At 34.0% G+C, this 25836-nt stretch carries 20 protein-coding genes and 1 tRNA gene; 12 read left to right on the top strand and 9 right to left on the bottom strand.

The annotated features are described in order from the left end of the window. Positions 1-9: 9 nt before the first annotated feature. The 5 genes from FF52_RS06525 (at position 10) to FF52_RS06505 (ending at position 7853) form a co-directional block, all read left to right on the top strand. Positions 10-3108: an efflux RND transporter permease subunit gene (locus FF52_RS06525; protein ID WP_008463985.1), complete on the top strand. Its 3099-nt coding sequence runs from the start codon at positions 10-12 to the stop codon at positions 3106-3108. Positions 3109-3144: 36 nt separating this feature from the next. Further along, positions 3145-4455 carry a TolC family protein gene (locus FF52_RS06520; RefSeq protein WP_008463984.1) on the top strand — a complete coding sequence of 437 codons (1311 nt, stop codon included), beginning with the start codon at positions 3145-3147 and terminating at the stop codon, positions 4453-4455. Between the two features lie 271 nt (positions 4456-4726). After that, positions 4727-5590 carry a bestrophin family protein gene (locus FF52_RS06515; protein ID WP_008463983.1) on the top strand — a complete coding sequence of 288 codons (864 nt, stop codon included), beginning with the start codon at positions 4727-4729 and terminating at the stop codon, positions 5588-5590. Between the two features lie 177 nt (positions 5591-5767). Continuing rightward, positions 5768-6763 carry a hypothetical protein gene (locus FF52_RS06510; RefSeq protein ID WP_008463980.1) on the top strand — a complete coding sequence of 332 codons (996 nt, stop codon included), beginning with the start codon at positions 5768-5770 and terminating at the stop codon, positions 6761-6763. 157 nt (positions 6764-6920) lie between these two features. Further along, positions 6921-7853 carry an AraC family transcriptional regulator gene (locus tag FF52_RS06505; RefSeq protein ID WP_008463978.1) on the top strand — a complete coding sequence of 311 codons (933 nt, stop codon included), beginning with the start codon at positions 6921-6923 and terminating at the stop codon, positions 7851-7853. Positions 7854-7914: 61 nt separating this feature from the next. On the opposite strand, the gene FF52_RS06500 is transcribed toward FF52_RS06505, so the two are convergent. Together FF52_RS06500 and FF52_RS06495 are read right to left on the bottom strand one after the other, a co-directional pair. After that, on the bottom strand, positions 7915-8289 hold the full coding sequence (locus FF52_RS06500) for a DUF779 domain-containing protein (protein WP_008463977.1): 375 nt from the start codon (positions 8287-8289) through the stop codon (positions 7915-7917). 225 nt (positions 8290-8514) lie between these two features. After that, a complete protein-coding gene (locus FF52_RS06495) occupies positions 8515-10020 on the bottom strand; it encodes an aldehyde dehydrogenase family protein (protein ID WP_035691075.1) in 1506 nt (501 codons plus the stop codon). 274 nt (positions 10021-10294) lie between these two features. On the opposite strand from FF52_RS06495, the gene pheT reads away from it, so the two are divergent. After that, complete coding sequence (gene pheT / locus FF52_RS06490; RefSeq protein ID WP_008463974.1) at positions 10295-12715, top strand: phenylalanine--tRNA ligase subunit beta; 2421 nt, start codon at positions 10295-10297, stop codon at positions 12713-12715. Positions 12716-12905: 190 nt separating this feature from the next. Here the strand turns inward: pheT and FF52_RS06485 are convergent, their stop codons facing one another. Continuing rightward, on the bottom strand, positions 12906-13727 hold the full coding sequence (locus tag FF52_RS06485) for an N-acetylmuramidase domain-containing protein (protein WP_008463971.1): 822 nt from the start codon (positions 13725-13727) through the stop codon (positions 12906-12908). Positions 13728-14166: 439 nt separating this feature from the next. On the opposite strand from FF52_RS06485, the gene FF52_RS06480 reads away from it, so the two are divergent. From FF52_RS06480 to FF52_RS06465, 4 genes are all read left to right on the top strand, one after another. Next, the gene (locus FF52_RS06480; RefSeq protein WP_008463966.1) at positions 14167-14595 is read left to right on the top strand and encodes a hypothetical protein; all 429 of its coding nucleotides are present in this window, start codon (positions 14167-14169) and stop codon (positions 14593-14595) included. 6 nt (positions 14596-14601) lie between these two features. Continuing rightward, positions 14602-15249: a hypothetical protein gene (locus FF52_RS06475; protein WP_008463965.1), complete on the top strand. Its 648-nt coding sequence runs from the start codon at positions 14602-14604 to the stop codon at positions 15247-15249. An 86-nt stretch (positions 15250-15335) separates the two neighbouring features. Further along, entirely contained in the window at positions 15336-16004 is a 669-nt protein-coding gene (locus FF52_RS06470; protein WP_237718533.1) for a sensor histidine kinase, read from the top strand. Next, on the top strand, positions 15994-16644 hold the full coding sequence (locus FF52_RS06465; protein WP_008463961.1) for a response regulator transcription factor: 651 nt from the start codon (positions 15994-15996) through the stop codon (positions 16642-16644). Before FF52_RS06470 ends, FF52_RS06465 begins: the two co-directional genes overlap by 11 nt. On the opposite strand, the gene FF52_RS06460 is transcribed toward FF52_RS06465, so the two are convergent. Then, positions 16641-17153, bottom strand: coding sequence for an adenine phosphoribosyltransferase (locus FF52_RS06460; protein ID WP_008463960.1), 513 nt, complete (start codon positions 17151-17153; stop codon positions 16641-16643). The genes FF52_RS06465 and FF52_RS06460 overlap by 4 nt on opposite strands. Before the next feature lie 114 nt (positions 17154-17267). On the opposite strand from FF52_RS06460, the gene FF52_RS06455 reads away from it, so the two are divergent. Together FF52_RS06455 and FF52_RS06450 are read left to right on the top strand one after the other, a co-directional pair. After that, a tRNA-Arg gene (locus FF52_RS06455) sits at positions 17268-17341 on the top strand. A 94-nt stretch (positions 17342-17435) separates the two neighbouring features. Then, positions 17436-18650, top strand: coding sequence for a site-specific integrase (locus FF52_RS06450; RefSeq protein WP_008463958.1), 1215 nt, complete (start codon positions 17436-17438; stop codon positions 18648-18650). A 12-nt stretch (positions 18651-18662) separates the two neighbouring features. On the opposite strand, the gene FF52_RS06445 is transcribed toward FF52_RS06450, so the two are convergent. The 5 genes from FF52_RS06445 to FF52_RS06425 form a co-directional block, all read right to left on the bottom strand. Next, a complete protein-coding gene (locus FF52_RS06445; protein ID WP_008463956.1) occupies positions 18663-20564 on the bottom strand; it encodes a hypothetical protein in 1902 nt (633 codons plus the stop codon). After that, complete coding sequence (locus FF52_RS06440; RefSeq protein WP_008463954.1) at positions 20561-21061, bottom strand: hypothetical protein; 501 nt, start codon at positions 21059-21061, stop codon at positions 20561-20563. The genes FF52_RS06445 and FF52_RS06440 overlap by 4 nt, the downstream gene beginning before the upstream one ends. A 10-nt stretch (positions 21062-21071) precedes the next feature. Continuing rightward, complete coding sequence (locus FF52_RS06435; RefSeq protein WP_008463953.1) at positions 21072-22190, bottom strand: hypothetical protein; 1119 nt, start codon at positions 22188-22190, stop codon at positions 21072-21074. A gap of 93 nt (positions 22191-22283) precedes the next feature. Further along, positions 22284-22838, bottom strand: coding sequence for a hypothetical protein (locus FF52_RS06430; RefSeq protein WP_008463951.1), 555 nt, complete (start codon positions 22836-22838; stop codon positions 22284-22286). Between the two features lie 35 nt (positions 22839-22873). Then, positions 22874-25750, bottom strand: coding sequence for a phage tail tape measure protein (locus FF52_RS06425; RefSeq protein ID WP_157498543.1), 2877 nt, complete (start codon positions 25748-25750; stop codon positions 22874-22876). Between the last annotated feature and the right edge of the window lie 86 nt (positions 25751-25836).

The following is a 25836-nucleotide window of genomic DNA, read 5'->3' as shown; positions in this document are numbered from 1 at the left end:
AAATTACAAATGAGTTTATCAACTACAAGTATTAGAAGACCTGTTTTAACCATAGTACTGAATCTATTAATTATATTATTCGGCTTTATTGGTTATACTTTTTTAGGTGTTCGAGAATTCCCTTCTATTGACCCTGCACAGGTATCCATTCGTACCAATTATACGGGTGCCAATGCCGATATTATTGAATCGCAAATTACAGAACCTCTTGAAAAAGCTGTAAATGCAATTGACGGAATTAGAAATATTACGTCCTCCAGCAACCAAGGAAGCAGCAATATCACAATTGAATTTAATCTGGATAAAGATTTAGAAGAAGCTGCGAATGATGTTCGTGACAAAGTTTCGCAAGCCATTAGAAATCTTCCACAAGATATTGATGCTCCGCCAGTGGTATCGAAAGCAGATGCTGATAGCGACGCTATTATTTCGATGACCGTTCAGAGTGACTCAAGAAACTCTTTAGAATTAAGCGATTATGCAGAAAATGTTATTTCGCAACGTTTAGAAACAATTCCGGGAGTGAGTGGCGTGCAGATCTGGGGACAGAAACGTTACGCGATGCGTTTATGGATTGACCCTGCAAAACTTACCGCTTATGGCTGTACAGTAGCCGATGTGCGTACAGCTTTGAATGCGCAAAATGTTGAACTTCCATCAGGTAAATTAACGGGTAATAACACTGAACTTACTGTAAAAACAATTGGAAATCTTTCTAAAGCAGAAGAATTCAACAACATCATCATTAGAACTGACGGAGATAAAATTGTCCGATTAAGTGATATTGGAGGAGCAGAATTAGGTCCCGAAAATATCGAAACCAAATTAAGCCAGTCTGGTTTACCAATGATTGGTTTGGCAATTGTACCGATGCCAGGTGCAAACTACTTGGATATTTCGAAAGAGTTTTATAAAAAATATGAAGCCTTAAAAAAGGATCTTCCAAAGGATATCAAATTAAACATTGCTCTTGACAATACGATTTTCGTAAAGAAATCAGTATTAGAAGTTGCCGAAACATTGGGAATTTCTGTAATATTGGTAATCATTATCATCTATTTATTCTTTAGAGACTGGGCTATTGCTTTTAGACCTTTAATTGATATTCCGGTTTCGTTAATTGCTACATTCTTCATAATGTGGTTATTTGGATTCTCAATTAACGTATTAACTTTATTAGCAATTGTTTTAGCAACAGGTCTGGTTGTAGATGATGGTATTGTGGTAACCGAAAATATCTTCAAAAAAGTAGAAGAAGGAATGTCCCCAATTGAAGCAGCGATTAAAGGTTCTAACGAAATTTTTTATGCTGTAATTTCGATTTCGGTAACATTGGCTGCTGTATTTTTACCTGTAATTTTTTTAGAAGGTTTCGTAGGAAGGCTCTTTAGGGAATTTGGAGTGGTAATTGGTGCTGCTGTATTGATTTCAGCATTCGTTTCTCTTACTTTAACACCAATGTTAAACGCCTATTTAATGAAAGGCGGAGAACAGAAAAAATCGAAGTTTTATATTAAAACAGAACCATTTTTTGAAAAAATGAACAGCAGTTATGCTGAAGCGCTTTCAAAATTTATGGAAAAAAAATGGATCAGCTTCCCTATTCTTATTGCTTGTTTCGGATTGATTTATTTATTCTTTACTATTCTTCCGAAAGAAACAGCACCTTATGATGATAGAAGCTCTGTAACCATGCGTATGACTACTCCAGAAGGATCTTCATACGAATATACAGACCGTTTTATGCAGGAAATTTCAAAGCTAGTTGACGATTCGATTCCTGAGAAAAAAGTAAGCTTGGTTATTACCGCGCCTGGTTTTGGAGCTTCGGCAACAAACACGGGTTTTATTAGGCTTTCATTAAAAGAACCAGACGAAAGAACGGTCTCTCAAAAAGAAATTGCAGATAAGTTAACAAAATGGACCAAACAATATCCTGATGCTAAAACGGCAGTAATCCAACAGCCTACAATTGCTGTTAACAGACGTGGAGGATTACCGATTCAATACATAATTCAGGCTCCTAATTTTGACAAACTACGAGAAAAAATTCCTCTTTTTATTAATGAGGTAAACAAAAGCGATGTGTTTTCGACGACAGACGTAAACCTAAAATTTAACAAACCTGAAATCAACGTTACTATTGACCGCGCAAAAGCAGAAAGTTTAGGAATTTCTATTCTTGATATTGCGCAAACTTTACAGCTTTCTTTAAGCGGACAGCGTTTTGGCTATTTCATTAAAAACGGAAAGCAATATCAGGTAATTGGTCAGTTTGATCAAAAAGACAGATCCAAACCTTTGGATTTGACTTCTATGTTTGTAAAAAACAAAAACGGCGAACTGATTCAGATGGATAACGTTGTAAAAGTATACGAACAAAGTAATCCGCCGCAATTGTATCACAATAATAGATATATGTCTGCAACCGTTTCTGCTGGTTTAGCACCAGGAAAAAGTATGGGAGACGGAATTGAGGAAATGGACCGAATCAAAGCTAAGGTTTTAGATGAAAGTTTCACTACAGATTTAGCCGGGGAATCACGAGATTTCGTAGAAAGTAGCTCTAATACTTCTTTCGCATTCGGATTGGCTTTATTATTAATCTTTTTAATTCTAGCAGCACAATTTGAAAGTTTTATAGATCCGTTTATTATCATCCTGACGGTTCCTATGGCCGTTGCTGGAGCGCTATTCTCATTGTGGCTATTCAATCAGACATGGAATATTTTCAGCCAGATTGGTACAGTAATGTTGATTGGTCTGGTAACCAAAAACGGTATTTTGATTGTAGAATTTGCCAATCAGTTACGAGAACAAGGAAAGCCTAAATTAGAAGCTATTTTAGAAGCTTCAGAAGCACGTTTACGTCCAATTTTAATGACCAGTTTAGCCATTGCTTTAGGAGCACTTCCTATTGCATTGTCTCTTGGAGCTGCATCAACCAGTAGAATTGGTATGGGGGTTGTGATTGTGGGAGGAACTATTTTTTCATTGGCTTTAACGCTTTTTGTAATTCCTGCCATTTATTTAATGTGGTCTAAAGCTAGAAAACATTATCCTGAATTTGACCATATTGACGAATACGAAAGAGAAAGCATTAAATAGAAACCAAAACGCAATTTTTGGTTAAAGAAAACAAATATGAATATCAAAAAAACATACTGTACGGTACTTATTCTATTCTTTTGCTTTATTCAGGCAAAGGCACAGGAAGTTCTTACTATTGAACAAGCTATGACTATAGCTTTGGAAAATAATTTTGAAATTAAAATTGCTAAAAACAATTCCAAAATAAACGAAACAAACGTTACAATTGGAAATGCAGGAATGCTGCCAACAGCAACGGCAAACATTACAGATAACAATAGCATTACCAACTCTACACAAGTACGACAAGACGGTACATCTACCTCATTGGATAATGCCAAAAACAATAGTTTAAATTATGGTGTAAGTATAGGTTGGACTGTTTTTGACGGAATGAAAATGTTTGCCAAACTAGATCAGCTGAAAGAACTTCAAAAATTGGGTGACGCAGAATTAAAAAGAACTATTTTAGTCAAAATTGCACAGGTAAATTCGGCTTATTATGATTTAGTGCAAATGCAGCAACAATTGGCGGCACTAGACACTACAATAGTAATTTCGAATCAGCGCTTAACTTTAGCAAAAAATCGCTTTAGTATCGGAAAAGCTTCAAAGCTGGAAGTTTTAAATGCTCAAGTTGATTTAAATTCAGATCAGGTTGCTTTGCTTAGACAAAAAGAAGCTTATGCCAATGGCAAAATCTTGCTGAATCAGCATTTAGCACGCGATCCAAAGATTGATTTCAAAGTTACAGATGAAGTCAAAGTAGACAACAAATTAGTATTGGCCGATTTGATGGATTTGGCCCAAAAACAAAATCCAGGTTTAGAGGCGCAAATTATCAATAAACGTATCGCCGAATTACAGCTCAAACAGGTAAAGGCAGACCGATACCCTACTTTAAGATTAACTTCAGGATACAACTTTTCTGAAAGTCAGTCTAGTTTGGGTTTTACCAGCGAAACGTCTTCAAGAGGTTTGAACTACGGTTTTAATGCTTCGATGAATATTTTTGACGGTTTTAATCAGCATCGCAACGAGAAAGTAGCCAAACTGCAGATTGAAAATTCACAACTTGCAATCGAACAGCAGAATACGCTTTTGAATACGCAATTGAGCACTGCATTTCAAACGTATTTGACAAACCTAGAACTAATTGATTTAGAAGAAAATAATGAGAATATTGCTAGGCAGAATCTAGAAATCACGCTAGACAAATTTAAAATCGGTACCATTACAACACTTGATTTTAGAACTGCCCAGCTAAATTATGTCAATGCAAAAGTGCGTTACAGTAACGCACAATACGAAGCAAAATTATCTGAAATTGCTCTTAAAGAATTAGCAGGAAATATTAATTTTTAGCTTTCCTGATTAAAAAACCAGATACGATCTGCTAAATCTACTAAATCTCCGCGTTATTTTTTTTCTCGCAGATTTAGCAGATCTAGCAGATTTTTTTTTATTACCAAGAATCTCGAATTTCTTAAAGACTTATTTTTTTGCATAAGTACATGAGTAAATGTCTGTGTCTATTCTAAATGAATTTAGAATGCCTCAATGAGTTAAAATATTTTCTTCCGTTTTACGTTCAAAAGTTGATTTTTAATTTAAATTTGTTTCAAAACCCACTTCAATGATTACATACAATACCAAAGACTGGTTTACATTTATTTTTCATTTTCATAAATCGGATACTGTTCGAAAACTGTTTACGATTATGATTGCAATTGGAATATATTCTTCAATAGTATGTTATCTTGAACTCCATTATTTTAAAGTAACCAAAAACGATTATATTCACAACATTCCAATTATGCATGGAATGTTAGGGTTTGTCATTTCGCTTTTACTTGTTTTTAGAACCAATACTGCTTACGACAGATGGTGGGAAGGCCGCAAACTCTGGGGCGGACTTGTAAATAATAGCAGAAATCTGGCTATTAAGCTTTCGGCAATTTTAAAAGATGAAAATGATAGAAAGTTTTTCAGAAAATATATTCCCATGTATGCCGATATTCTTAATCAGCATTTAAAAGATGAAGACACCAGCAAACAGCTTTTTGAAGATGTTGATCTGGAAATTGACCATCACAAACACAAACCAAATCAGTTGAAAAGAATCATGTTTCACAAAATCAATGATTTGTACGATTCTGGAAAAATAACTGGAGAACAGCTCATTACTATAAATGAAGAATTGGTTGCTTTTACAGATATCTGCGGGGCATGCGAGCGCATCAAAAATACGCCTATTCCCTACTCTTACAGCGCATTTATTAAGAAATTCATCTTCTTTTACACCATGACGCTTCCATTTGGATATTCAGTAAGTTTGGGGTATTTGGTAGCTCCTGTCGTAGTTTTTATATTTTATGTTTTGGCGAGTTTAGAGCTAATTGCAGAAGAGATTGAAGACCCATTTGGGAATGATGAAAATGATCTTCCTACAAGAAAAATATCCGAAAACATCAAAAAACATGTTGAAGAATTAATATAAATTCAAAACACTTACAAAAACCTAAAAAACAAGTATTTAAGCGATAAAAAAACTCGTTGGACGAGTATTTTTTGAAGTCTGATAAATATGTTATAAAATTTGTAACAGCATTTTAAATTCCCTCCTTTAAAATTGCTTTAATTTTTCTTTGTTACTAATTTTTTAACTTCTTTTACGATGAAAAAAATTATCACACTTGTTTTTTTTGCTTTTCTGATTGTCAATTGTACCAACGAGCCCTTAAGCACAGACATTCAAACTGAGGCCACACAACCGAATAGCTCTTCTGCTACTGCCAAAGGAACTTATTCCAACTGCGATCCAATTTCAATTAATATTATGGCTGGCCAGTTTACCAACGCTGGAAAAGTTTTAATTGAAAATGACGCTACAAATCTTTACGTAACCTATACTGCATTTCAAGATTGGTATTTTAGTGAATTACATTTATATGTAGGTCCTTATGCCAATGTACCATTAGCAAATGGAAATCCTATTCCTGGACAATTTCCATATAAAAAATCTTTTAATCCATTAGTTCAAAGCTATACTTTTATAATTCCTCTTTCTGCAATCGTTCTGGATGCTAACAAATGTTTATTTATTGCTGCGCATTCTAGCATGAAAAACATTGTAAACGGAACTGTTATCAGAACTGAAACTGGATGGGCTGGTGATATTAAATTCCCTGGAAAAAATTGGGCTACTTATTTCAATTACTGTTTGAGAACCTGCGATACTCCGCCACCTCCACCCGTAACTACCTGTGATACTGCCTATATGTTTGGCAACAATACTTTCAACAGTTTGCAACTTTCAGAAAAATGGGGCTGGGTTACGTCTTACAGCAATGTCACAAACGGAACTTATACTTATAACTTGTATGCAGGTGCAGGACAAAATAATATCAATAACGGCTATTTAGCTGGAACTGTAACCGTTGTCATTCAAGGAAGCAACGTACAAGTAACCTTAAACGCAACTCACTCTGGAACCGTATTTACAGAATCACACGTGTATCTATCCGATAGTCCGCCAACTACAGCGGCTCCTGGACAATATGGCAACCAGCATACTTTAAACAATACTACCACAGATACTTATAACTTAACATATAGTGGAGACGGAAGTTTCTGGCTAATTGTTCATGCGGGAGTTTGCACCACCGAATAATTTTGAATTAGTATATAAATTAGGAGAAAAAGAGAGGACCCAAAATTCTCTCTTTTTTATTCTATGCGATCCTACACAAAGCATAAAAAAGGCTTAAATATTCAAACTGTATATATATTTTTAGTAAATTTAGTTCTTCACCCAAAAATTAAATTTAATGAACAATCAACGATTTTTAGTCAATCCGCTCCAATTATCGCAAGAGAAATCATTAAAAACTCTTGTAGAAAACAGAACGATTTACAACCTTAATAATTGTGAATTAAATCTATTTGAAACCTACGAATCGACTCAAAAAGTCCCATTAAAATTTAACGATTTGGTGGTTACCAGTATGCTGAGAGGCAAAAAAATCATGCATCTTTTTGATGATCCTGAATTTGTTTACCTTCCGGGTGAAACAGTCATTGTACCTTCAAATGTAGAAATGAAAATTGATTTTCCTGAGGCTTCAAAAAACAATCCTACACAATGTTTGGCATTAGCGATTGATCAGGATAAAATTGTTGAAATATTAAACTTCTTAAATGAACAATATCCGAAAGAAGGAACCAATATGTATTGGCAGTTGAATTACCAAAACTACTTCTTTTACAACAATGTAGAAATGGCGGCAACAATTAACAAACTCATAAAAGAATGTATGAGCACTTCAGTTGCCAAAGATATTTTTGCAGATTTAACTTTAAAAGAATTATTGATTAGAATTATTCAAACTCAAACGGTAAAATCTATAGACGAAGGAAAATTTTTGGACGCAAACAATCCCATAAAAGAAGTTACAGAATATATCAAACAGAATCTGAAAGAAAATATGAGCTTAAAATCTCTGAGCGAAAAAGCCTGTATGAGCACCACTTCTTTCTATCGTTTCTTTAAACGCGAATTAGGAATGAGTCCGATTGAATATATTTTGAATGAGAAAATAAAATGTGCTAAAAATCTTTTGAAGAATCCAACCCTTCAAATTAACGAAGTCTGTTATTTAGCTGGCTTTGAAGATGCCAATTATTTCATTAGATTATTTAAAAAATACGAAGGAATTACGCCGAAACAGTATCAGTTACTTTATATTAATCAAAGGTGCTAAGGTTCTAAGATTCTAAGATTTTTTATCGGAGACTGAAAACTGTGACTGAGACTTAAAACTTTTACTCAATCCTTGTAACCGGCTCTAGATTTAACTCTTCTTCTGGAGTGAAAATTCTGTATTCAATTTGAAATGTTTTCTTTAATGGAGTTTCTAATGAAAAACCACCGACTCCGAATGCATCAATTACCGTTAGAGTAAAATGCGCATGTTTCCAGTATTCAAATAAATCTTTATCTACCCAAAATTGGGCGCCTTCAACTGTACCAATGCAAACATCCCCTGTTCGCTGATAATAACCGCCTTTCTCGAAACACTGCGGCTGCGTGCCTTCACAGCATCCTCCTGCCTGATAAAACATTAGGTCGCCATGTTTTTCTTTTAAAACTTTAATCAGTTCTATCGCTTTTTCTGTGGCATCAATTCGTTTAATCATCGTTTTATCTACTAAAATTTAAAAGCAGCAAACTCTATAAAGAAATTTACTGCTTAACATAACCAACTATTTGTATTTACTTACATTCAAACTGTAATTTGATTGTATTGGATATTTGCAAATCAAAATTGCCTGGAGGAAGTTTGCTTAATGCCATTAAATTTTCATTTAACGCCCCATGCATGTCGCCAACCTAAATACTCCAGGATTTTGATTATCTTTTTCTTAGAAGAATCCTAATTTCTTTTTATCATAAGAAATCAGCATGTTTTTGGTTTGGCGGTATTGGCTCAGCATCATTTTATGGTTTTCACGACCAATTCCAGATTGCTTGTAACCTCCAAACGGAGCCCCTGCTGGATAAGAATGGTACTGATTGATCCAGACACGACCTGACTGAATTGCTCTAGGAACCTGATAAATTTCGTGTGCGTCACGTGTCCAAACTCCTGCACCTAATCCGTACATGGTATCATTGGCAATTTCGATAGCTTCTTCGGTAGTTTTGAAAGTGGTTACCGCTAAAACAGGCCCAAAAATCTCTTCTTGGAAAATCCTCATTTTGTTATGGCCTTTAAACAATGTTGGCTTAATATAATAACCTCCTTCCAGTTCGCCTCCTAATTTATTTTCATCACCTCCTGTTAGCACTTCTGCTCCTTCTTCTTTTCCTAATTTGATATAAGACATGATTTTTTCTTTCTGAACAATTGAAGTCTGAGCTCCAATCATAGTTGATTTATCCAACGGATTTCCAGCTATAATAGCTTCAGTTCTTTCAATCACTTTTTTAATGAACTTGTCATAAATGTCTTCGTGAATTAATAATCTAGAAGGACAAGTACAAATTTCTCCCTGATTTAAAGCAAATAACACAGCACCTTCTACGGCTTTGTCAAAGAAGTCATCATCGTGATCTGCTACCGAAGGGAAGAAAATATTTGGAGATTTACCACCCAATTCTAAAGTTACCGGAATAATATTTTCTGTTGCATACTGCATCACTAAACGTCCTGTAGTAGTAGAACCTGTAAATGCTGCTTTTGATACTTTTTTATTGGTTACTAACGGACGTCCTAATTCAGCTCCAAATCCGTTTACAATATTTAAAACTCCAGGAGGAAGAATGTCGCCAATTAATTCCATCAAAACCATAATAGAAATCGGCGTGCTTTCAGCTGGTTTTAAGACGATTGTATTTCCTGCTGCAAGAGCTGCAGCGATTTTCCAGACTGCCATTAAAATCGGAAAATTCCACGGAATAATCTGCGCGACAACACCAAGAGGTTCGCTTAACGCAATAGAAACCGTTTGCGAATCTAGTTCTGAAATAGCACTTTCTTCTGCACGAATTACGCCCGCAAAATATCTAAAATGGTCAATTGCCAGCGGAATGTCTGCCGCAAGCGTTTCGCGGATTGGTTTTCCGTTGTCCACAGTTTCAACTGCTGCAATATATTCTAAATTGTCTTCAATTTTCTGTGCAATCTTATTCAATAAAATACTTCTTTCGGTTACAGAAGTTTTCCCCCAAGTCTTAAATGCTTCATAAGCAGTATCCACAGCCAATTCTAGATCTTCTTTTCCAGAATGCGCTGCTTTAGTAAATACTTTTCCATCAATAGGAGAAACTACATCAAAGTATTCTCCTGTAATTGGTGCGGTAAATTTTCCACCAATATAGTTATCGTATTTTGCCTTAAATTCAGGTCTTTTTACTGCGGTACTCATAATATTCTTTTTTTGATTTACTCCAAATTTAGTTTCATAAAAAGAAACAGAATAGCACTTTTCATTCATCTTGTAGCACAAAAATTACACATTCAGTTTTTTTAGTGTTTTATAATAATCATTTAATAAAATTTTAGCCTATAAATTGCTAAATAATTAGTAGGCAGCATTTTTCGGTCAATTAAAAACAACTAGAAAAAACTACTCAATTTTTTCCTACTCCAACACGCAATCCTTATATTTGTAACCTCATACAAAGAATTAAAGAACTACAATGAAAATATCTTACAACTGGTTAAAACAATTTATTAAAACAGATTGGACATCTGAGCAGACTTCTGAATTACTAACAGATTTAGGTTTAGAAGTTGAAGTTGTCGAAAAATATGAATCTATTAAAGGAGGCTTGGCAGGCGTTGTTGTTGGACACGTTTTGACATGCGAAAAACATCCTGATGCGGATAGATTGAAAGTCACTACAGTTAATATTGGTTTAGAAGCTCCTGTACAAATTGTATGTGGCGCTGCAAACGTGGCTGCAGGACAAAAAGTGCCAGTTGCTACCATTGGAACCGTTTTATATGATAAAGAAGGTGCAGAATTTACCATTAAAAAAGGAAAAATCCGCGGACAGGAAAGTCACGGAATGATCTGTGCTGAAGATGAATTAGGTTTAGGAACTAGCCATGACGGAATTATGGTTTTGGCTGAAGATTTAGTTCCAGGAACTCCTGCGTCTGAAGTTTTCCAAATTGCAAATGATGAAGTTTTTGAAATCGGATTGACGCCAAACCGTGCCGATGCGATGAGTCATTTTGGAACTGCTCGTGATTTGAGAGCGGGAATGTTACAGCGTGGTGTAAACGTAGAATTGATTACGCCTTCTGTAAGCAATTTTAGAGTAGACATGCGTACGTTAAAAATCGACGTAAACGTTGAGGACAATCATTTAGCTCCAAGATATTGCGGTGTAACTATCTCTGGAATTTCTGTTCATGAATCTCCAAGCTGGTTACAAGATCGTTTAAAAGCTATCGGATTAACTCCAAAAAACAATATTGTAGACGTCACTAATTATGTTTTACACGAATTAGGACAACCTTTACACGCTTTTGATGCTGCAAAAATCAACGGAAAAATCATTGTAAAAACAGTTGAAGAGGGAACTAAATTTGTAACTCTAGACGATGTTGAAAGAACGCTTCATAAAGAGGATCTGATGATTTGCGACGAAAAAGGGCCATTATGTATTGCCGGAGTTTTTGGAGGTAAAAAATCTGGAGTTTCTGAAGGAACAACCTCTATTTTCTTAGAAAGTGCTTATTTTGATCCAGTAAGCATTCGTAAAACAGCAAAAAGACATCAATTGAGTACAGATGCTTCTTTCAGATTTGAAAGAGGTATTGACCCAACGATTACAGAATATGCATTGAAACGTGCAGCACTTTTAATTCAAGAAGTAGCTGGCGGAAAAATCACTTCTGATGTTGTGGAAGTGTATCCTAAAAAAGTGGAAGATTTCTCTGTTTTATTGAATTTCAGCCATGTTTCTAAAATCATCGGGCAAGAAATTCCAAAAGATACCATCAAAAAAATCTTGGTTTCTCTAGATATCAAAGTAAACAGCGTTTCTGATACTGGTTTAGGTTTAACAATTCCAGCATATCGCGTTGACGTTCAGCGTGAAATTGACGTAATAGAAGAAATCCTAAGAGTTTACGGTTATAACAATATTAATTTCTCTAAGAAATTTAATGCTACGGTAGCCAATTCGCCAAGAACAGAAGATTATAAAGTACAAAATGTAATTGCTTCTCAATTGAATTCTCAAGGCTTCCACGAAATGATGGCCAATTCGTTGACAACTGCTGCTTACGCCAAATTATCTGCTTCATTAAAAGAAGAACATAATGTATCAATGCTGAATCCGTTGAGCAGTGATTTAGCAACACTTCGCCAGTCTTTATTATTTTCTGGTTTAGAAGCGGTTTCATACAACATTAATAGAAAAAATTCGGATTTAAAATTATTTGAATTCGGAAAAACTTATCATAAGTACTTAAACGGATACGAAGAGCACAAACACCTTTCTTTACTGATTTCTGGAAATAGAAACAAAGAAAGCTGGACAAATCCGCAGAAAACAACAGATTTCTTCTTGTTGAAAGGATATGTAAAAGCAATCTTATCTCGTTTAGGAATTGAAAAAATTTCAAATGCGCCAGTTCAATCTGATGTTTATTCTGAAGGAACTGCGATTACTTACAACAATGATATTTTGGTTGAAATGGGTGTTATTAAAAAGCCTATTTTGAAACATTTTGGCATCAAGCAAGATGTTTACTATGCAGATTTCAACTGGGATTTAGTTCTAAAAATAATTACGGGAAAAATTAAGTATTCTGAGATTCCTAAATACCCAGAAGTACGTAGAGATTTGGCTTTATTAATTGACCAAAACACTACTTACGAAAGCATTTTCAACTTAGCAAAACAAACTGAGAAAGCGCTTTTAAAAGACATTAATTTATTTGATGTTTATCAAGGAGACAAATTGCCAGAAGGAAAAAAATCGTATGCTTTGAGTTTTACTATTCAAGACAATACTAAAACATTAACCGACGCTCAGATCGATAAAATCATGTCTAAATTACAGCAGACATTTGAAACTGAACTTGGAGCGAGTTTAAGATAAAATCTTATATTAATATACAAACCCGACTTGTTTTTAAAAGAACTAGTCGGGTTTTGTTTTTTGTTTTAGATTTCAAGTTTCAGGTTTCAAGTTGATATACTTTGAGTATAGTTTTACCGCAAAGAGTGCTAAGATTTACGCAAAGTTTCGCAAAGGCTAAATTTTTAATTTTTAATTCTCAATTTTTAATTCACGCATATTTCTGATACGCTTTCATCAGCTTTTCGTCATATTTATTGCTTTTATAGGCTGGTCCGTTGTATTTTAAAGCAAACGAAACCCAATTCTTATTTCGCAGCAATCCAATCAAATTATTCTTCTCAAGAAATCGTCCGAAGGCTTTTAGATGCTCTCCTTCGTTTTGATTCATTTTATCTACAAATTCATCAATATTACTATATCCGATAGAGACCGCATTAAAGCCCATAATTTGAAAAAGTCCCCAAGAAGCTGAACAATTTGCCGCATCGGCTATTTTTTTGTCTGAGCCGAGCTTTTTTGCCTTTTCTAATCGCGTATATTCTGCAGTTCCGCCAACGTAATACTTCTTAGTATATTTTTCGAATAAAATGTCCTGTGTATTAGCATTCACATACGTTTTCGGATCGATATTTCTTTTCTTCAATTCATTCCAAAAAATATGCCCTTCAAACAAAATCTTCGGACGTCCATCAATTAAAAAACCTTTTCCATTGCTTTCGACTTCGTTTACCGCTTTTACAACTGCCAGTTCTAATTTAAACTGATTCGAAAAATCAATTAAATCCTGCTCAGACAATAATTTATTGTTTGTCTGAAAACCATTCTTACTTTTTTCCAAAAGTGTCGACCAAGTTTTAAGCCCTACTACTCCATCAACCACAAGATTGTTTTTTAACTGAAAATCTTTGATTGCATTATCTGTTTCTTTTCCGAAATAATCGGAAACAATTACACTGTATTTTAATTTAGCCAAAAGCTCGTTTAAGTAATAAACTTCGGGAGATTTTGTTCCTGCTTTAATAGTTCTCATTAGGTTTGTTTTTGGTGATAATTGATGCTTGAAGAAATAAAAAACATCTTTTTACAATTGATGTACTGTAAAATAAGAGCAATATTGTTCGTGATACTTTTATGAAAACTGAACAATATGAGGGTCGAGAATTGAGATATTGATTGCAAAACAGCCAACTTAACTCAGAACTAATATCGGTTGCAATATGTTCTCAAAAAATAAGCACTAACAGCCAACATTTTTGAATGCCTGTTTTATCTCAAAACTGGCGATGTAAAATTATATTTTTACAAAATACTAAACAACAGTACTTTAACCCGATTTTTTAAATAATTTTACCTAAACAAAAAAGGGTATATTTCCCCTTGCCGGAATTTTCTGTTTCAGATAATTTTGCCCTGTAAACAACTCAAAAATCTGTTAACTAAACATTTAAACCAATTAACAATAAAAAACTATGAAAAATCCACCCGCAAAGCCTAGCCAATTAATTACAAAAGAATTTGCTAGACAATTAAATTCAAATTACAACAATAAAAGAGCTTCTCTTGTTGCTGGGAAAGAAGAAAAAGAAGATGCCAATGCTATTTGGTATTCTTTAGAAGAATTGGAAAACTATATTCATTATATAAAAACTAACGGCGCAAAAGACGGCTACAATGTTGACGGAATACGTTTTTATTTTGGAGTTTATCCAGATGATGAAAAGCATGGAGAAAAAGCAGGCTTAACTACCTTATTTTTAGTTCCTACAGGCAAAAAGGCAGAAAACAATACACAAGTTCAAAGTTTTGCTTTAATAAAAGAAGCTGCATCTTCAGACATAGAAAGCCTAGATCCAATGAATTACGGAAACATCGGAAGACCGCCAAGCTTAATTTACTAAAAAAATATGTTCGAATTTTTAAGATCTTATATCATTTATATGGCTTTATTGTCAGGAACGATTGGTTTGTTTGCACTGCCAAAACTTCCTAGCAATAAAGCTAAATTTTTAGTACTTTTAATCTGGTTTTCTATCGTAATCGAAATTATAGGCTATTATTTCACCGAATGGACTGGTTTGCTGAATTTTTACGTTTATAATTTCTACATGCTTGCCAGCCTCTCTGCCTATATTTTACTTCTAAAAGCCTTATTCGCTAAAAAAGATCATAGAATTTCGGCTATTCTTTTTTTAATTCTGTTTATTGTTTCTTTCTTTTTAAATATTTTATATTTTAAAGAAGACATAAACCGTTCTTATACCTATAGTTTTGCAATTGGTGTATTAGTAGTTTTAATATTATCCTGTCTGTACCTGATCGAGATGTTCAATTCAGAAAAAATATTGAATTTTAAAAAATCGGTTTTTTTCTGGTATATACTCGGCATACTTGTCTTTCATGTTCCTTTTACACCCTTTATGCTGGCTATCAATTGGTTTCTAATCAAGCAGGACGATTCTATCTTTAGTTTGGTCTTGTTTATTTTAAATTTTCTGGCGCATAGCTGCTTTATAATTGGATTTATATGGAGCGAAAAGAAATACAACTATTAGTTATTTCCCTGGGTATTGTTTTCTTTACCCTAATCGTTATTTTGCTTGTTATTTTTTTCTATTTTTTAAAGAAGAAAAATAAGTTTTTGGTAGAAAAAATGGAAGCCGATTTGTATTTCCAATCTGAATTGGTCAAAACAAGAATTGAAATAAAAGACCAGACTTTATCTCAAATCAGCAAAGAACTGCATGATAATATTGGACAAATTATTTCGGTTGCTATTATGCAGCTGAATATCTGCATTAGCAGCAAGGATGTCCAAATCAACGAACTTAAAGATTTAAAAACTCTTCTAGCAAAATCTTTAGACGAACTAAGAATTCTTTCGAGAATTATAAACAAAGACAATCTACTTCAAAACAACTTTCTCGAAGCTATTCAGCAGGATTTAGACAGAATTAAAAAGCTCAAAAAGATTAAATTCAATTTTAAGCAAATTGGAGCAGTTCCTGCAATAAATAAAGAGCATGAACTCATTATTTACCGAATTTTCCAAGAAGCGCTTCACAACAGCTTAAAACATTCCAGAAGCGATTTATTTGACGTTCATATCGAAACCACTGATTTTCATTTTATATTAAAACTAAAAGACTTTGGAATTGGTTATGACCTAGAAAAGTCAAATTCAGGAATAGGACTAAACAATATGAAATTAAGAGCCAAGCTTATTGGCGCAGAATTAATTCTAAATTCAGACAGCACCGGAACCAGTGTTACTATCGAATATCCTTTAACCCAAGACCATGAAGACTAACCTTAAAAGAAAATTAATAATTGTAGACGATCATTTGCTTTTTTCCCAGTCGCTTGAACTACTTATTAAAAGTTTCGGCGATTATGAAGTTATAGAACGTTTTGAAAACGGAAAAGTTTTTATAGACTATCTGGAAGAAAATAATTCTACTGAAATCGATCTTATTTTATTGGATGTTAATATGCCAGTTCTTGATGGATTAAGTACTATGCAATGGCTTAAAGACAATAGGCCTGACCTAAAAGTAATTGCTTTGTCTGTTAATGATGACGAAGAAATTATAATCAAAATGATTACAAACGGAGCAAAAGGCTATCTGCTAAAAGATACCTCGCCTGAAATTTTTAAAGAAGCAATTGAATGTGTCATCGAAAAGGGTTTCTATTTTACCGAGCTTGTTTCTGGAATGCTGATTAATAAAGTCAACAGCGATAACAAAAAGATCTGTTTAAAAGAAAAAGAGATTGTTTTTATCAAACACGCCTGCACCGAAATGACGTATAAAGAAATCGCATCAGAAATGTGTTTAAGCCCTAAAACAATTGACGGCTATAGAGAATCGCTTTTTGATAAATTGGAAATAAAAACCCGAATCGGACTGGTGCTATATGCTATTAAGCATAAAATTGTTTTTGTTTAATATGTCAAAGCTGCAAAAACAGGGTATGCCGCAATTTTTTCTCTTCCGTTAAGAAAAGTCAGTTCCATCAAGAAATTGCATTGCACGATTTCGCCTCCTAGTTTTTCAACTAATTCGCAAACTGCTTTTGCGGTTCCTCCAGTTGCCAATACATCGTCATGTATTAAAACTCGGTCGCCTTTTTTAATGGCATCGGTATGCATTTCAAGACTGTCAGTTCCATATTCTAATTCATAAGAAGCTGAAATGGTGTTAAACGGAAGTTTTTTGGGTTTTCTTACGGGAACAAATCCAGCATTTAATTCTTGAGCAAGCAGCATTCCGAAGAAGAAACCACGTGATTCTGCACCAACAACCTTGTCTATTTTTTGATTTTCTAAAGAGTTCACCAAAATTCTTAAGCAATTTGTTCGCGCTTCAGGGTCAATTAGCAAAGGAGTTATATCTTTAAACAAAATTCCTTCTTTTGGAAATCCCTGAATATCACGTATATAATTTTCAATCTTCATTTTTTTTTATTTTTCTGTTATTTTTCGCTTGTATATCTCACTTTTATGTCTATCTTTGCACCCGCAATAAGCAATCAACAAAGCTACAAAAAAATAGCTAATTGATAACAAAAAGGCCTCGTGGCGCAACTGAATAGCGCATCTGATTACGGCTCAGAAGGTTACAGGTTTGAATCCTGTCGAGGTCACAAAAAATAATAACGCATAAGCGAGATACTATAGCAAAAAAAGCTAAGTATCTCGCTTTTTGCATTTTACGGACTTTTCAAAACTCTCTTACGTATGCTACGAGTACAAAAAAACTTCCACAACTTCCCAATAAACTTCCCAATGAATTTTAGTGGGAAGTTATCAGCGAAAATAGTAATGAAAAAGGATTACGTTCGCGCAGATGGCACATGTGCCTTATACTTGCAAATTTTTTTGAACAAGGAAAAGAAAAAGATAGCTGCAAACATTTCTGTAAAACCGGAAGATTTTGATCCGATCAAACAGCGTGTGAAATCTAAATGCATTTATCACAAGGATTACAATCTTTTAATCGAAAAGATGCTTGCTGACCTAAATAAGATTGAAGTTAATTACAGACTGTCACATGTACCTCTTACTTTGGCAACACTATTAAATGAGTTTGAAAATCCATCATCAAGAATCGATTTTCTTAAATTTTGGGAAAAAGAAATGGAAACTCAGAAAGAAATTTTAAATCCTAGCACATACAGACAGCAGGTTTCAGTCATGAATAAAGTTAAGGGATATCAAGAAGTTATTTATTTCTATGAAATAACAGATGAGTTTTTTGAAAAAATGAAGGCACATTTTAAAAAGAAAAAAAACACTGATTCTACAATAGGATCTTTAATAAAATCGTTCAAAAAATATCTCCACATTGCCAATAAACGAGGCATTGTTACACCTTTGGACTATTCGGATATAAAAAACAAATCGTTTCTTGGAAATAGAAGTTTTTTAGATGCAAAAGAACTAAAGAAAATGCACGACTATTTTAATTCCGATTTTATTAATGCCACACACAAAGCAATTTTAGCAAGATTTCTATTTTCTTGCTTTACAGGATTGAGAATATCCGATTTGCAGAGAATCACAACCGAAAATATTATTGGCGACGTTCTTGTTTTCTCAGCTCAAAAGACTGGAAAATTACACAGAATACAACTAAACAAAAGCGCTTTACTTTTTATAGATAAAGAACAACTTTTCCCAGGTAATTTTAATGAAATTTATATGAATCGCGAATTAAAGTTTATAGCGAAGATTTGCGGCATAAAAAAGAAGGTTAGCTTTCACGTGGGCAGGCATACTTTCGCCACAAACTTTTTGATATGTGGAGGGAGAATTGAAGTCTTGCAAAAAATACTGGGACATAGTAAAATTACAGACACAATGATTTATGTGAAAATAGTCGAAAGCATTACAAATGTCCAAATTCATAACATGGATGAGATATTAAATCCAAATTTAAAGCCTCTTAAATAGAGGCTTTTTTTTTTAAAATGTGACCGTTTGTAGCGCAAACTTAACTTTAAAATTATTTTGCTTTGTCTCAGTAATCTCTGTGGATGCGATTAAGTATTCTTGATTATCTATAAATATTCTTTTACATCTTGCAATTTTGTTTTTCTCAGTTTCTGTAAAAGCACCAATTAATTCGACTGAAGAGCTATTAAATAGAAATTTCAAGAAGACTTTCCAGAAGACGTTATATATTCCCTTTGCACCAGTTATTTGTAAAGTCTGGCCTAAATAATCAGCTGATATGTAAGGTTTATTTGTTGGATCGTAGATCATTAATCCAGCCCCATTTTTGCCTTCAAGATCCTCAGATAAATTAGCCGTGTATGTAACCGGCACATATTTGAATTTAGAACTGAGAGTTTCGGAAAAATTAGATTTTTGCTGATCGTATAATTCTACCGAATCAGTTGTTATCCAAAGCGCATCGTCTACTTCATTTTCATATTTAAGCAAAAAGGCATCAGATTTTGGGGGATCATAGCTACTAAGAAGAAGAGATTTTTTAGAAATATAGGTATCAGACTTAGCGATAGATTCTTCGTTGAAGTTTAATGTCAAAGTTTTTTCAATATCATTCGGTGTTATTTCTAAATTGAATAGATTTTGAAGTTCATTTAAGTAAGTTCCAAATGTCCAATCAGGCAAATAGCGCCCCAACTTAATGGTTGGGTGCATTTGATAATAAACATTAGTGAATCCAATAGTCTTATTGACTGAATAAGATGGATAGGTATCGATTGGTGAATAATATCTAACATAAATGTTTGTCCCTACTTGATCCTCAGATATCTCTATTTTTACGGTACCCTGATAATGTTGCGCGGGTGAATTTTGGTATTGTGTATACACAGTATAAATAGGCTCAGAAGATAAAAATATTTGAAACATTTTCCTATCAATAAACCCATCTACAGGCTCATAGCTTGGTTCTAGAAGATCATATTCAAATATGTATGTTCCCGCAACTGGTGTGTTGATAATCTTTATGGCATAGTAAAATCTATATAGTACTGTCGTTCCATCTTCATCAAAATAATCGTACATAACCAAAGGAGGCATTGTAATTGTCTCCTGGTCTTTAACAGGTTTAGTTTCAGTTAAATTATTTTTTGTACTGAGGAGAAGAATCCTTTTTATAAACTCAGATTCAATGAAATTTCCTTTTAAAGAGTAGCCTAAATATTGTAATGCATAAAATGCTGGGCTGAGCAAAAATACTTGAGGTGAAACTACATTTTTATTATAGGTTTTACATTCATCTCCGATAATTGTGAAATAGTTTTCGATCAATCCTTCCGCATCATATTGATTGATTTCATCTTTAAATAGATACCAAGGGTCATCCGCTTCAAGATTGACGCCAAATTTGTTAAGCCATTTCATTGTAGGAAACTGCCATTTAACATCTGGAAATACTTTTCCCAAAAAAGGCAAAGGATATAATTGCCAATATTCGGATCCCACTATGGTTGAATCTGATTTTTCAGAATACTCAACTGGATTAACTTCTTCAGGAATTACCGAAATGGTTGGCATAAACTCTCCAATTTTTCTAGACATTATGGACAAAATCACTGAAGAATAGCGTAGGTTACATTTGCGAAAACCATTTAGATATGATAATACTTCAAGCTCCCCAAAAAATTTATTTTCTCCATCTAATACAACTACATCTATAACTTTCTTTTTTTTGATTGAAGATAAATCACGAGTGCCTAGTGCCAATTTAGTTTTTTGATTTTCAATGATTAAAAACGGTATTACAGATGCTGAAACTTTAAAATCCCTTGACAATGAATTATTTTCATTTTTTATTGTCAATGTTTCTCTAACAAAATCAAGCTCGATATTATTAGCAATAATTTTTATACTCATAGCTTTATCAAGAATAGTACGATAGTATAGGGTTGCATGTTATTGTGTGGTAATCCTCCCCCAGCAGAGGAAGTTTTAACTGTTGCACCGCCTCCGTTAGGAAATTCCGCTCCACCAATCGAACCGGTAAAATTTCGTGCTGGAATTGTATGGTCGTGAGGAGGGATCTCATCAAGCGATAAAGTGTGCTTTTCGGATCCTCCCATTCCTCCAATTTCGGAGTATTTGTCACTATATCCTAACGGTACGCGACCACCCATTAGCGGTCTTCCCTCTAATCCGTTGCACTGCGCCCAACCTGCTCTTTTCCCTTTTCCTACCCCTGTAGAAGTATAATCTGAAATAAGTTCTTCCTGAGTACAATAAACCATTTTAATATCGCCAGGTAAAAAAATTGATTGGATTAAATTTCTGAGAATATTTCTTACCTCTGAAGCTGTGTTTTGTTCTCTATCTCTTAATCCGTCAATTAAAAAATTAAATCCGTCAAAATCCATATTATGATATTTAAGTTAACCAATCTAGTGGTAGAAAATCTTTATTGTCCCAATCTGCCCCTTCAGAACTTTCATAGTAATTACTTATACTTCCATTTTTTACAAAGGAAAACACTAAGTCTTGCGCATATTGATGTTTTTTATCTCTATACTCAACTATTTTCTTTGTTTTGGATTGGATTTTTCGGTACTGATTGTTGACCTTAAAAAGTATTTCCAGAGAGTTTGCAATTTGATTTACAATAACTCTCTCATTCTGTAATAGCGACCCTGTATTTAATGTGTAAGTAGCCTCTTCATTTATTTCAAATGTGACGCTCGTTCCATCGGCTTGGGAATAAGTTTCATCTGAAAAAGCACCTTGTATTTCCAGTTCTCCGTCGAAATAAGCAGGCAGATAATAGCCAAAATTGTTCTTAAAATATATTTCTTTAACGGGAAAATCTGGAAATCTTATCAACTTATAGATTTTGCTTTGTTCCGAAGATCCACATATAACTTTTAATTCAAAATAAAGCGTGTCTTTTATTAAGACTACTGGAGTTAAATCAAATGCATACAAGTAAATTCTTTTATCATTGAAAGGATCAATTGACTGGCTATGTATTACATTTCCAAAGTTGTCTTTTAAGACAACTGTCAAGATATCGCTAGTATTTTTAACGTAAAAAGGCATAACAATTTTGCCCCAATTTGGTACTAAGATAACAGGTGCAATAATCCCCAATAAGTTTATTTTGGTATAATCGTCAAAGTAAAAAGGAGTCGTATTGTACATTAAGTAGAAAACAGGCAAGTTTACTGTTTCAACTATTTCGTCAGTAGAAAGAGATCGTTCCTGAATAACGATTAGAATTTTCTTTTTTAGGTGAGTTTGTTCTGTTAACCCATTTTCGCTAAATGTTGAAATAGCACTTTCAAAATAAGCATTGTATAGTTTCACCAAATCCTTGCTTGCAACATAATCATCCTTTCTAGACCATCCTTGTTCATCGAACAATTCATCGTTTACATAAATTATAGCACGAAAATAAAATCCAGCTCCATTGGTTGACTGGATAACAATTTCTGTATTATTTGCATCTAAAATAACTCGATTTAAAGCAGGAGATTTTACAATTGTTATCATGAAAATTTCTATTACTATGCGAAATTAACATTCACAACAGGTATTTAATAGGACATAAAAAAAACCGTCTTTATAGACGGTTTCATTTTTTTATTACCATTGATCCGCGGGATCTTTCTTTAAATTTTCCTTCAGGTTTGAAATTAGTGCATTAAAATAGCTTTCAATTTCAGTTTTTGCTTCAGGCTTTTTCAATTCATCTTTCATGTTATAAACGTAATAACCCCTTAGCGCACCTTCACCTTTGAATAACAGCTTAAATTTCCCTGACTTATCATACATGTCAATAGATGTTACTTCAAATTTTATTTTTCCGTCTTTAAAAGAAAGTTCTATCAAATAGTCAGCAGTAATTGGCACTTTGGCAAATGAATTTTTTATTGTGATGAAATTTGGCGCGTGTGTATTAAAACGAATGTATTCATTTTCAACTTTAGCCTTTATTGCTTGATCTGGATTTGCATATGCTTTTACTAAGTACTTGCTTGCGCTGTCAAATAATTGCTTGGCAGTTTTTCCTTCTTCAAGAATTACAATAAATGATTTCTCTGGATCTTCAGCATTTTTTAATCCTTCTGGTGTAACAATTATTTTTTGCCCATAGGTTATTGAGCTTAAAAATAAGACGAACAGTAAAATTTTTCTCATAATAATAAATTTTGAATACTAACAAACCTACAAAATTATTCGTTCACAATGCTATTTTGATCTGAAGCAATTCTTTCTTTATTAAGCTCTTCGATTGATTTTGCATCCTCATACCCAAAAAGAAGATTTGGAGCTACTGGATTGTCTAATCTATGTAGTACAGCTTTTAAAAGTAATTTCATTTCATTATCATTTTCAATGATGACATCCTCAGGGATTACGCCACCTGATGTGGCACCACCTTCAAAGTATCTACGTGTATTTTTCCCAGTTCTTTCATTTTCTAACCATGCGATTGTATTAGCATATCTTGGATTCTGAGTCATTGACTTCGGAATCACATATTCATGATCATGAACTATCCCTGTCATAGGCCCGAATTCGTCAACCCCCAATTTTGCAGAAGAACCTGTATATCCACCAAAATAAAACTTCGGGGTTTTCGGAGCTTTTTGTTTTTTAATGTTTTTTATTTGTGCACCTGTTTGAATTACAGAAGCTGCAGTTAAAACACCCTTTAAAATTGCATCATAAGGTTGCGGAAGTGCTGCAGGCGCAGTCCAAATCGAAAGAATTGCCTGTGCTCCTGAAATGCTTGCCTGTGCGATCGCTAATTCCTTACTTTGCCCAAACATTTCGCCCAATGCGCCTGCCAATGCATTAAATCCACCTAAAGCTGATTGCGTTAATTCAAGTTGACGCTGAAATTCAAGTTCTTTTTGCTTATTAGCTGCTGCATTTCTAAAGCGATTATATTCATCTTCAGAAATTATTTTATCATTTAGAAGTTTTTTATAGTCTGATAATTGCTTTTGGTAATCCTGTTGTTGTTTTATTTGATCTTCCTCATACTTGCTCTGCGCTTCCGCAAGAGCTAATTCATTATCTGCCTGTAATTGTTCTGCTTTTAATACTTTTTGTTCCTCTTCGTATTGTTTTTTTAAGTTAGTAGTAGTTTCAAGAAATGAAAGTTCTAAATTTTGCCTTTGCGTTTCATAAGCATAGTCTATTGTTTGCTTTAAAAGCGCTAATTCCTCTGCTGATTTAGCTTCGCCTTTAGCTTTTTCAATATCATTTAGCCTTTTTTCAGCGAGAGCAGTTAATTGAGCGTCCTTAATTCTATCTAAACGCAAAGTCTCTTCTGCAATAATCTCTGGAGTAAGCTTTTTGGTCGAATCTATTTTACTTCGGTTTGTCGCAATAAAGAAATCCAGCTCTGCCTTTGCAAGATCTGTTTTTGCTTTCGCTAAAGCTAGAAGTCTGTCTAATTCTTCTCTGGCTGCTTTTTCTTCTTCTGCACGTTTTTTCTCTAATGCTTTTCTTCTAGCTTCTTCTTCTTTTTGCCTTGCTGCATCTCTAATTGCTTTTTGTTTTGCTAACGCCTCTTTTAATAAGCGCTCTTCTTCCGCTAATTCTTCAGGAGTCTTTGTTACTGTTTTACTTTCACTCGTCGTTTTTACAGTAACATCTTTTGATTTTAGAGATTCCAATCTCTTTTTCAATTTTTCTACGTTGATCCCAATTGCCTCAAGCAACGGTGCAACTGAAGAAATAGTCCCTTGAATTGTTTCTATAATTATATTCTTTACTTTACCAAAAAAGCTCAAAATTGACTTGCCTAGAGTGGAAAAATAATCGCCAACTAATTTTATGGCTCCTTTAAAATCACCCGTAATAATCGCTTTTATAAAGTCAAAGACAAATTTTATGTAATTAAAGAACGTTTTTACCGCAAATCCAACAATTGTAAACGCCGAAACAATTCCAAACTTCATCTGAAGAAAGGCATTTAGCAGGACAACACCGACAAGCTCGATTAATGGAGCAATGTCTTTTTTAAGATCCGAAAAATAAAAAATGATATCTGCAAGAGCATTTGTAACTTTTGCTTTTATTTCGTCCCACATTGCTCCGAAACCTTGTATTTCAAAAAGTTCAGACTGGGCTTTATTTAATTTCTCATTTGCAGCAAGAAGTTCCAATTGTGCTTTTGTAGAAGCATTAATCTCTGTTTGCGTAGTCTTGGAAATTGCCTCAAGAATTTTAAGTGATCCTCCAGCGTCTTCACCTGCACCTTTAAATATATCAGCTGTCAACTGTGCTTGCTGTTGTTGTGAAAGCTGAGTCTTTTGCGATTCTGCAGCAATTTCTTCTAAAGCTTCTTTAGTTGTGGTTTTTCCAGCAGCAATTCGTGCTAAAATATCATCAGAAAATGATGCTCCAAAAGCATTTTCCAATGCGTCTCGCGTTGCTTTGGTCTGCTCTTTTAAAGCCAAATCAGCTTCTTTCAGAGCATCTGGCAACTTATCGGAGTAAATTCCTAAATCATATCCTTTATTAATTATATCAATAAACTCATTTGCAGAGTATCCTGCTCTTTTAAAGAATTCATCGTATTCACCTAAACTATCAAGAAATTCCTCGTTGTACTGACCTCCATTTGCAAGACCTTCAGCAATTAATCTGTTTGCTTCCGACATAGAAATGCCATAAGTTTTCGATAACGAGTTAGCTTTACTTGCAATTTCATCGAATTCTTTTTCAAAAGTTTGTGCCGTAGCAAGAATTTCAGATCTTACATTTGTAAGCTCTTCATACGCAGTCACTCCGTATGATCTTAAAACATTGTTTGACTTTTCAAGCTCTTGGTTAAATTCAATTAGTTTCTTCGTTCCAATAGCAATTCCTGACATAACCGCGATAGCTGCGCCAAGGGGTGTGCTAACAAATTCCCAAGCCGTAGTTATTAGATTTTTTAGTTCTGTCCTCAAGCCTAGCAGACCTTCACGTGCGCTTTCTAAGTCTCCTGACAGTAAACCATCTCGGAATTTTCGCCAACTTCCTGCTGCGCTTTCATAAGCATCTGAAACGCTGCTAATTTCTCTTCTATATTGTTGCTGTAATTCAATCAAGTCATCAAGATGCCTTCCCAATTCTGCTAAATCTTCGTTGTATGTCTCAGAATTTCTATTTAGGTTGTTTATAGCGTTTCTAGTCT

Source organism: Flavobacterium sp. F52 (assembly GCF_000278705.1).
Lineage (GTDB): Bacteria > Bacteroidota > Bacteroidia > Flavobacteriales > Flavobacteriaceae > Flavobacterium > Flavobacterium anhuiense.
Note: the sequence above shows the minus strand (reverse complement) of the source record. Positions and strands in the feature narration are given on the sequence as shown.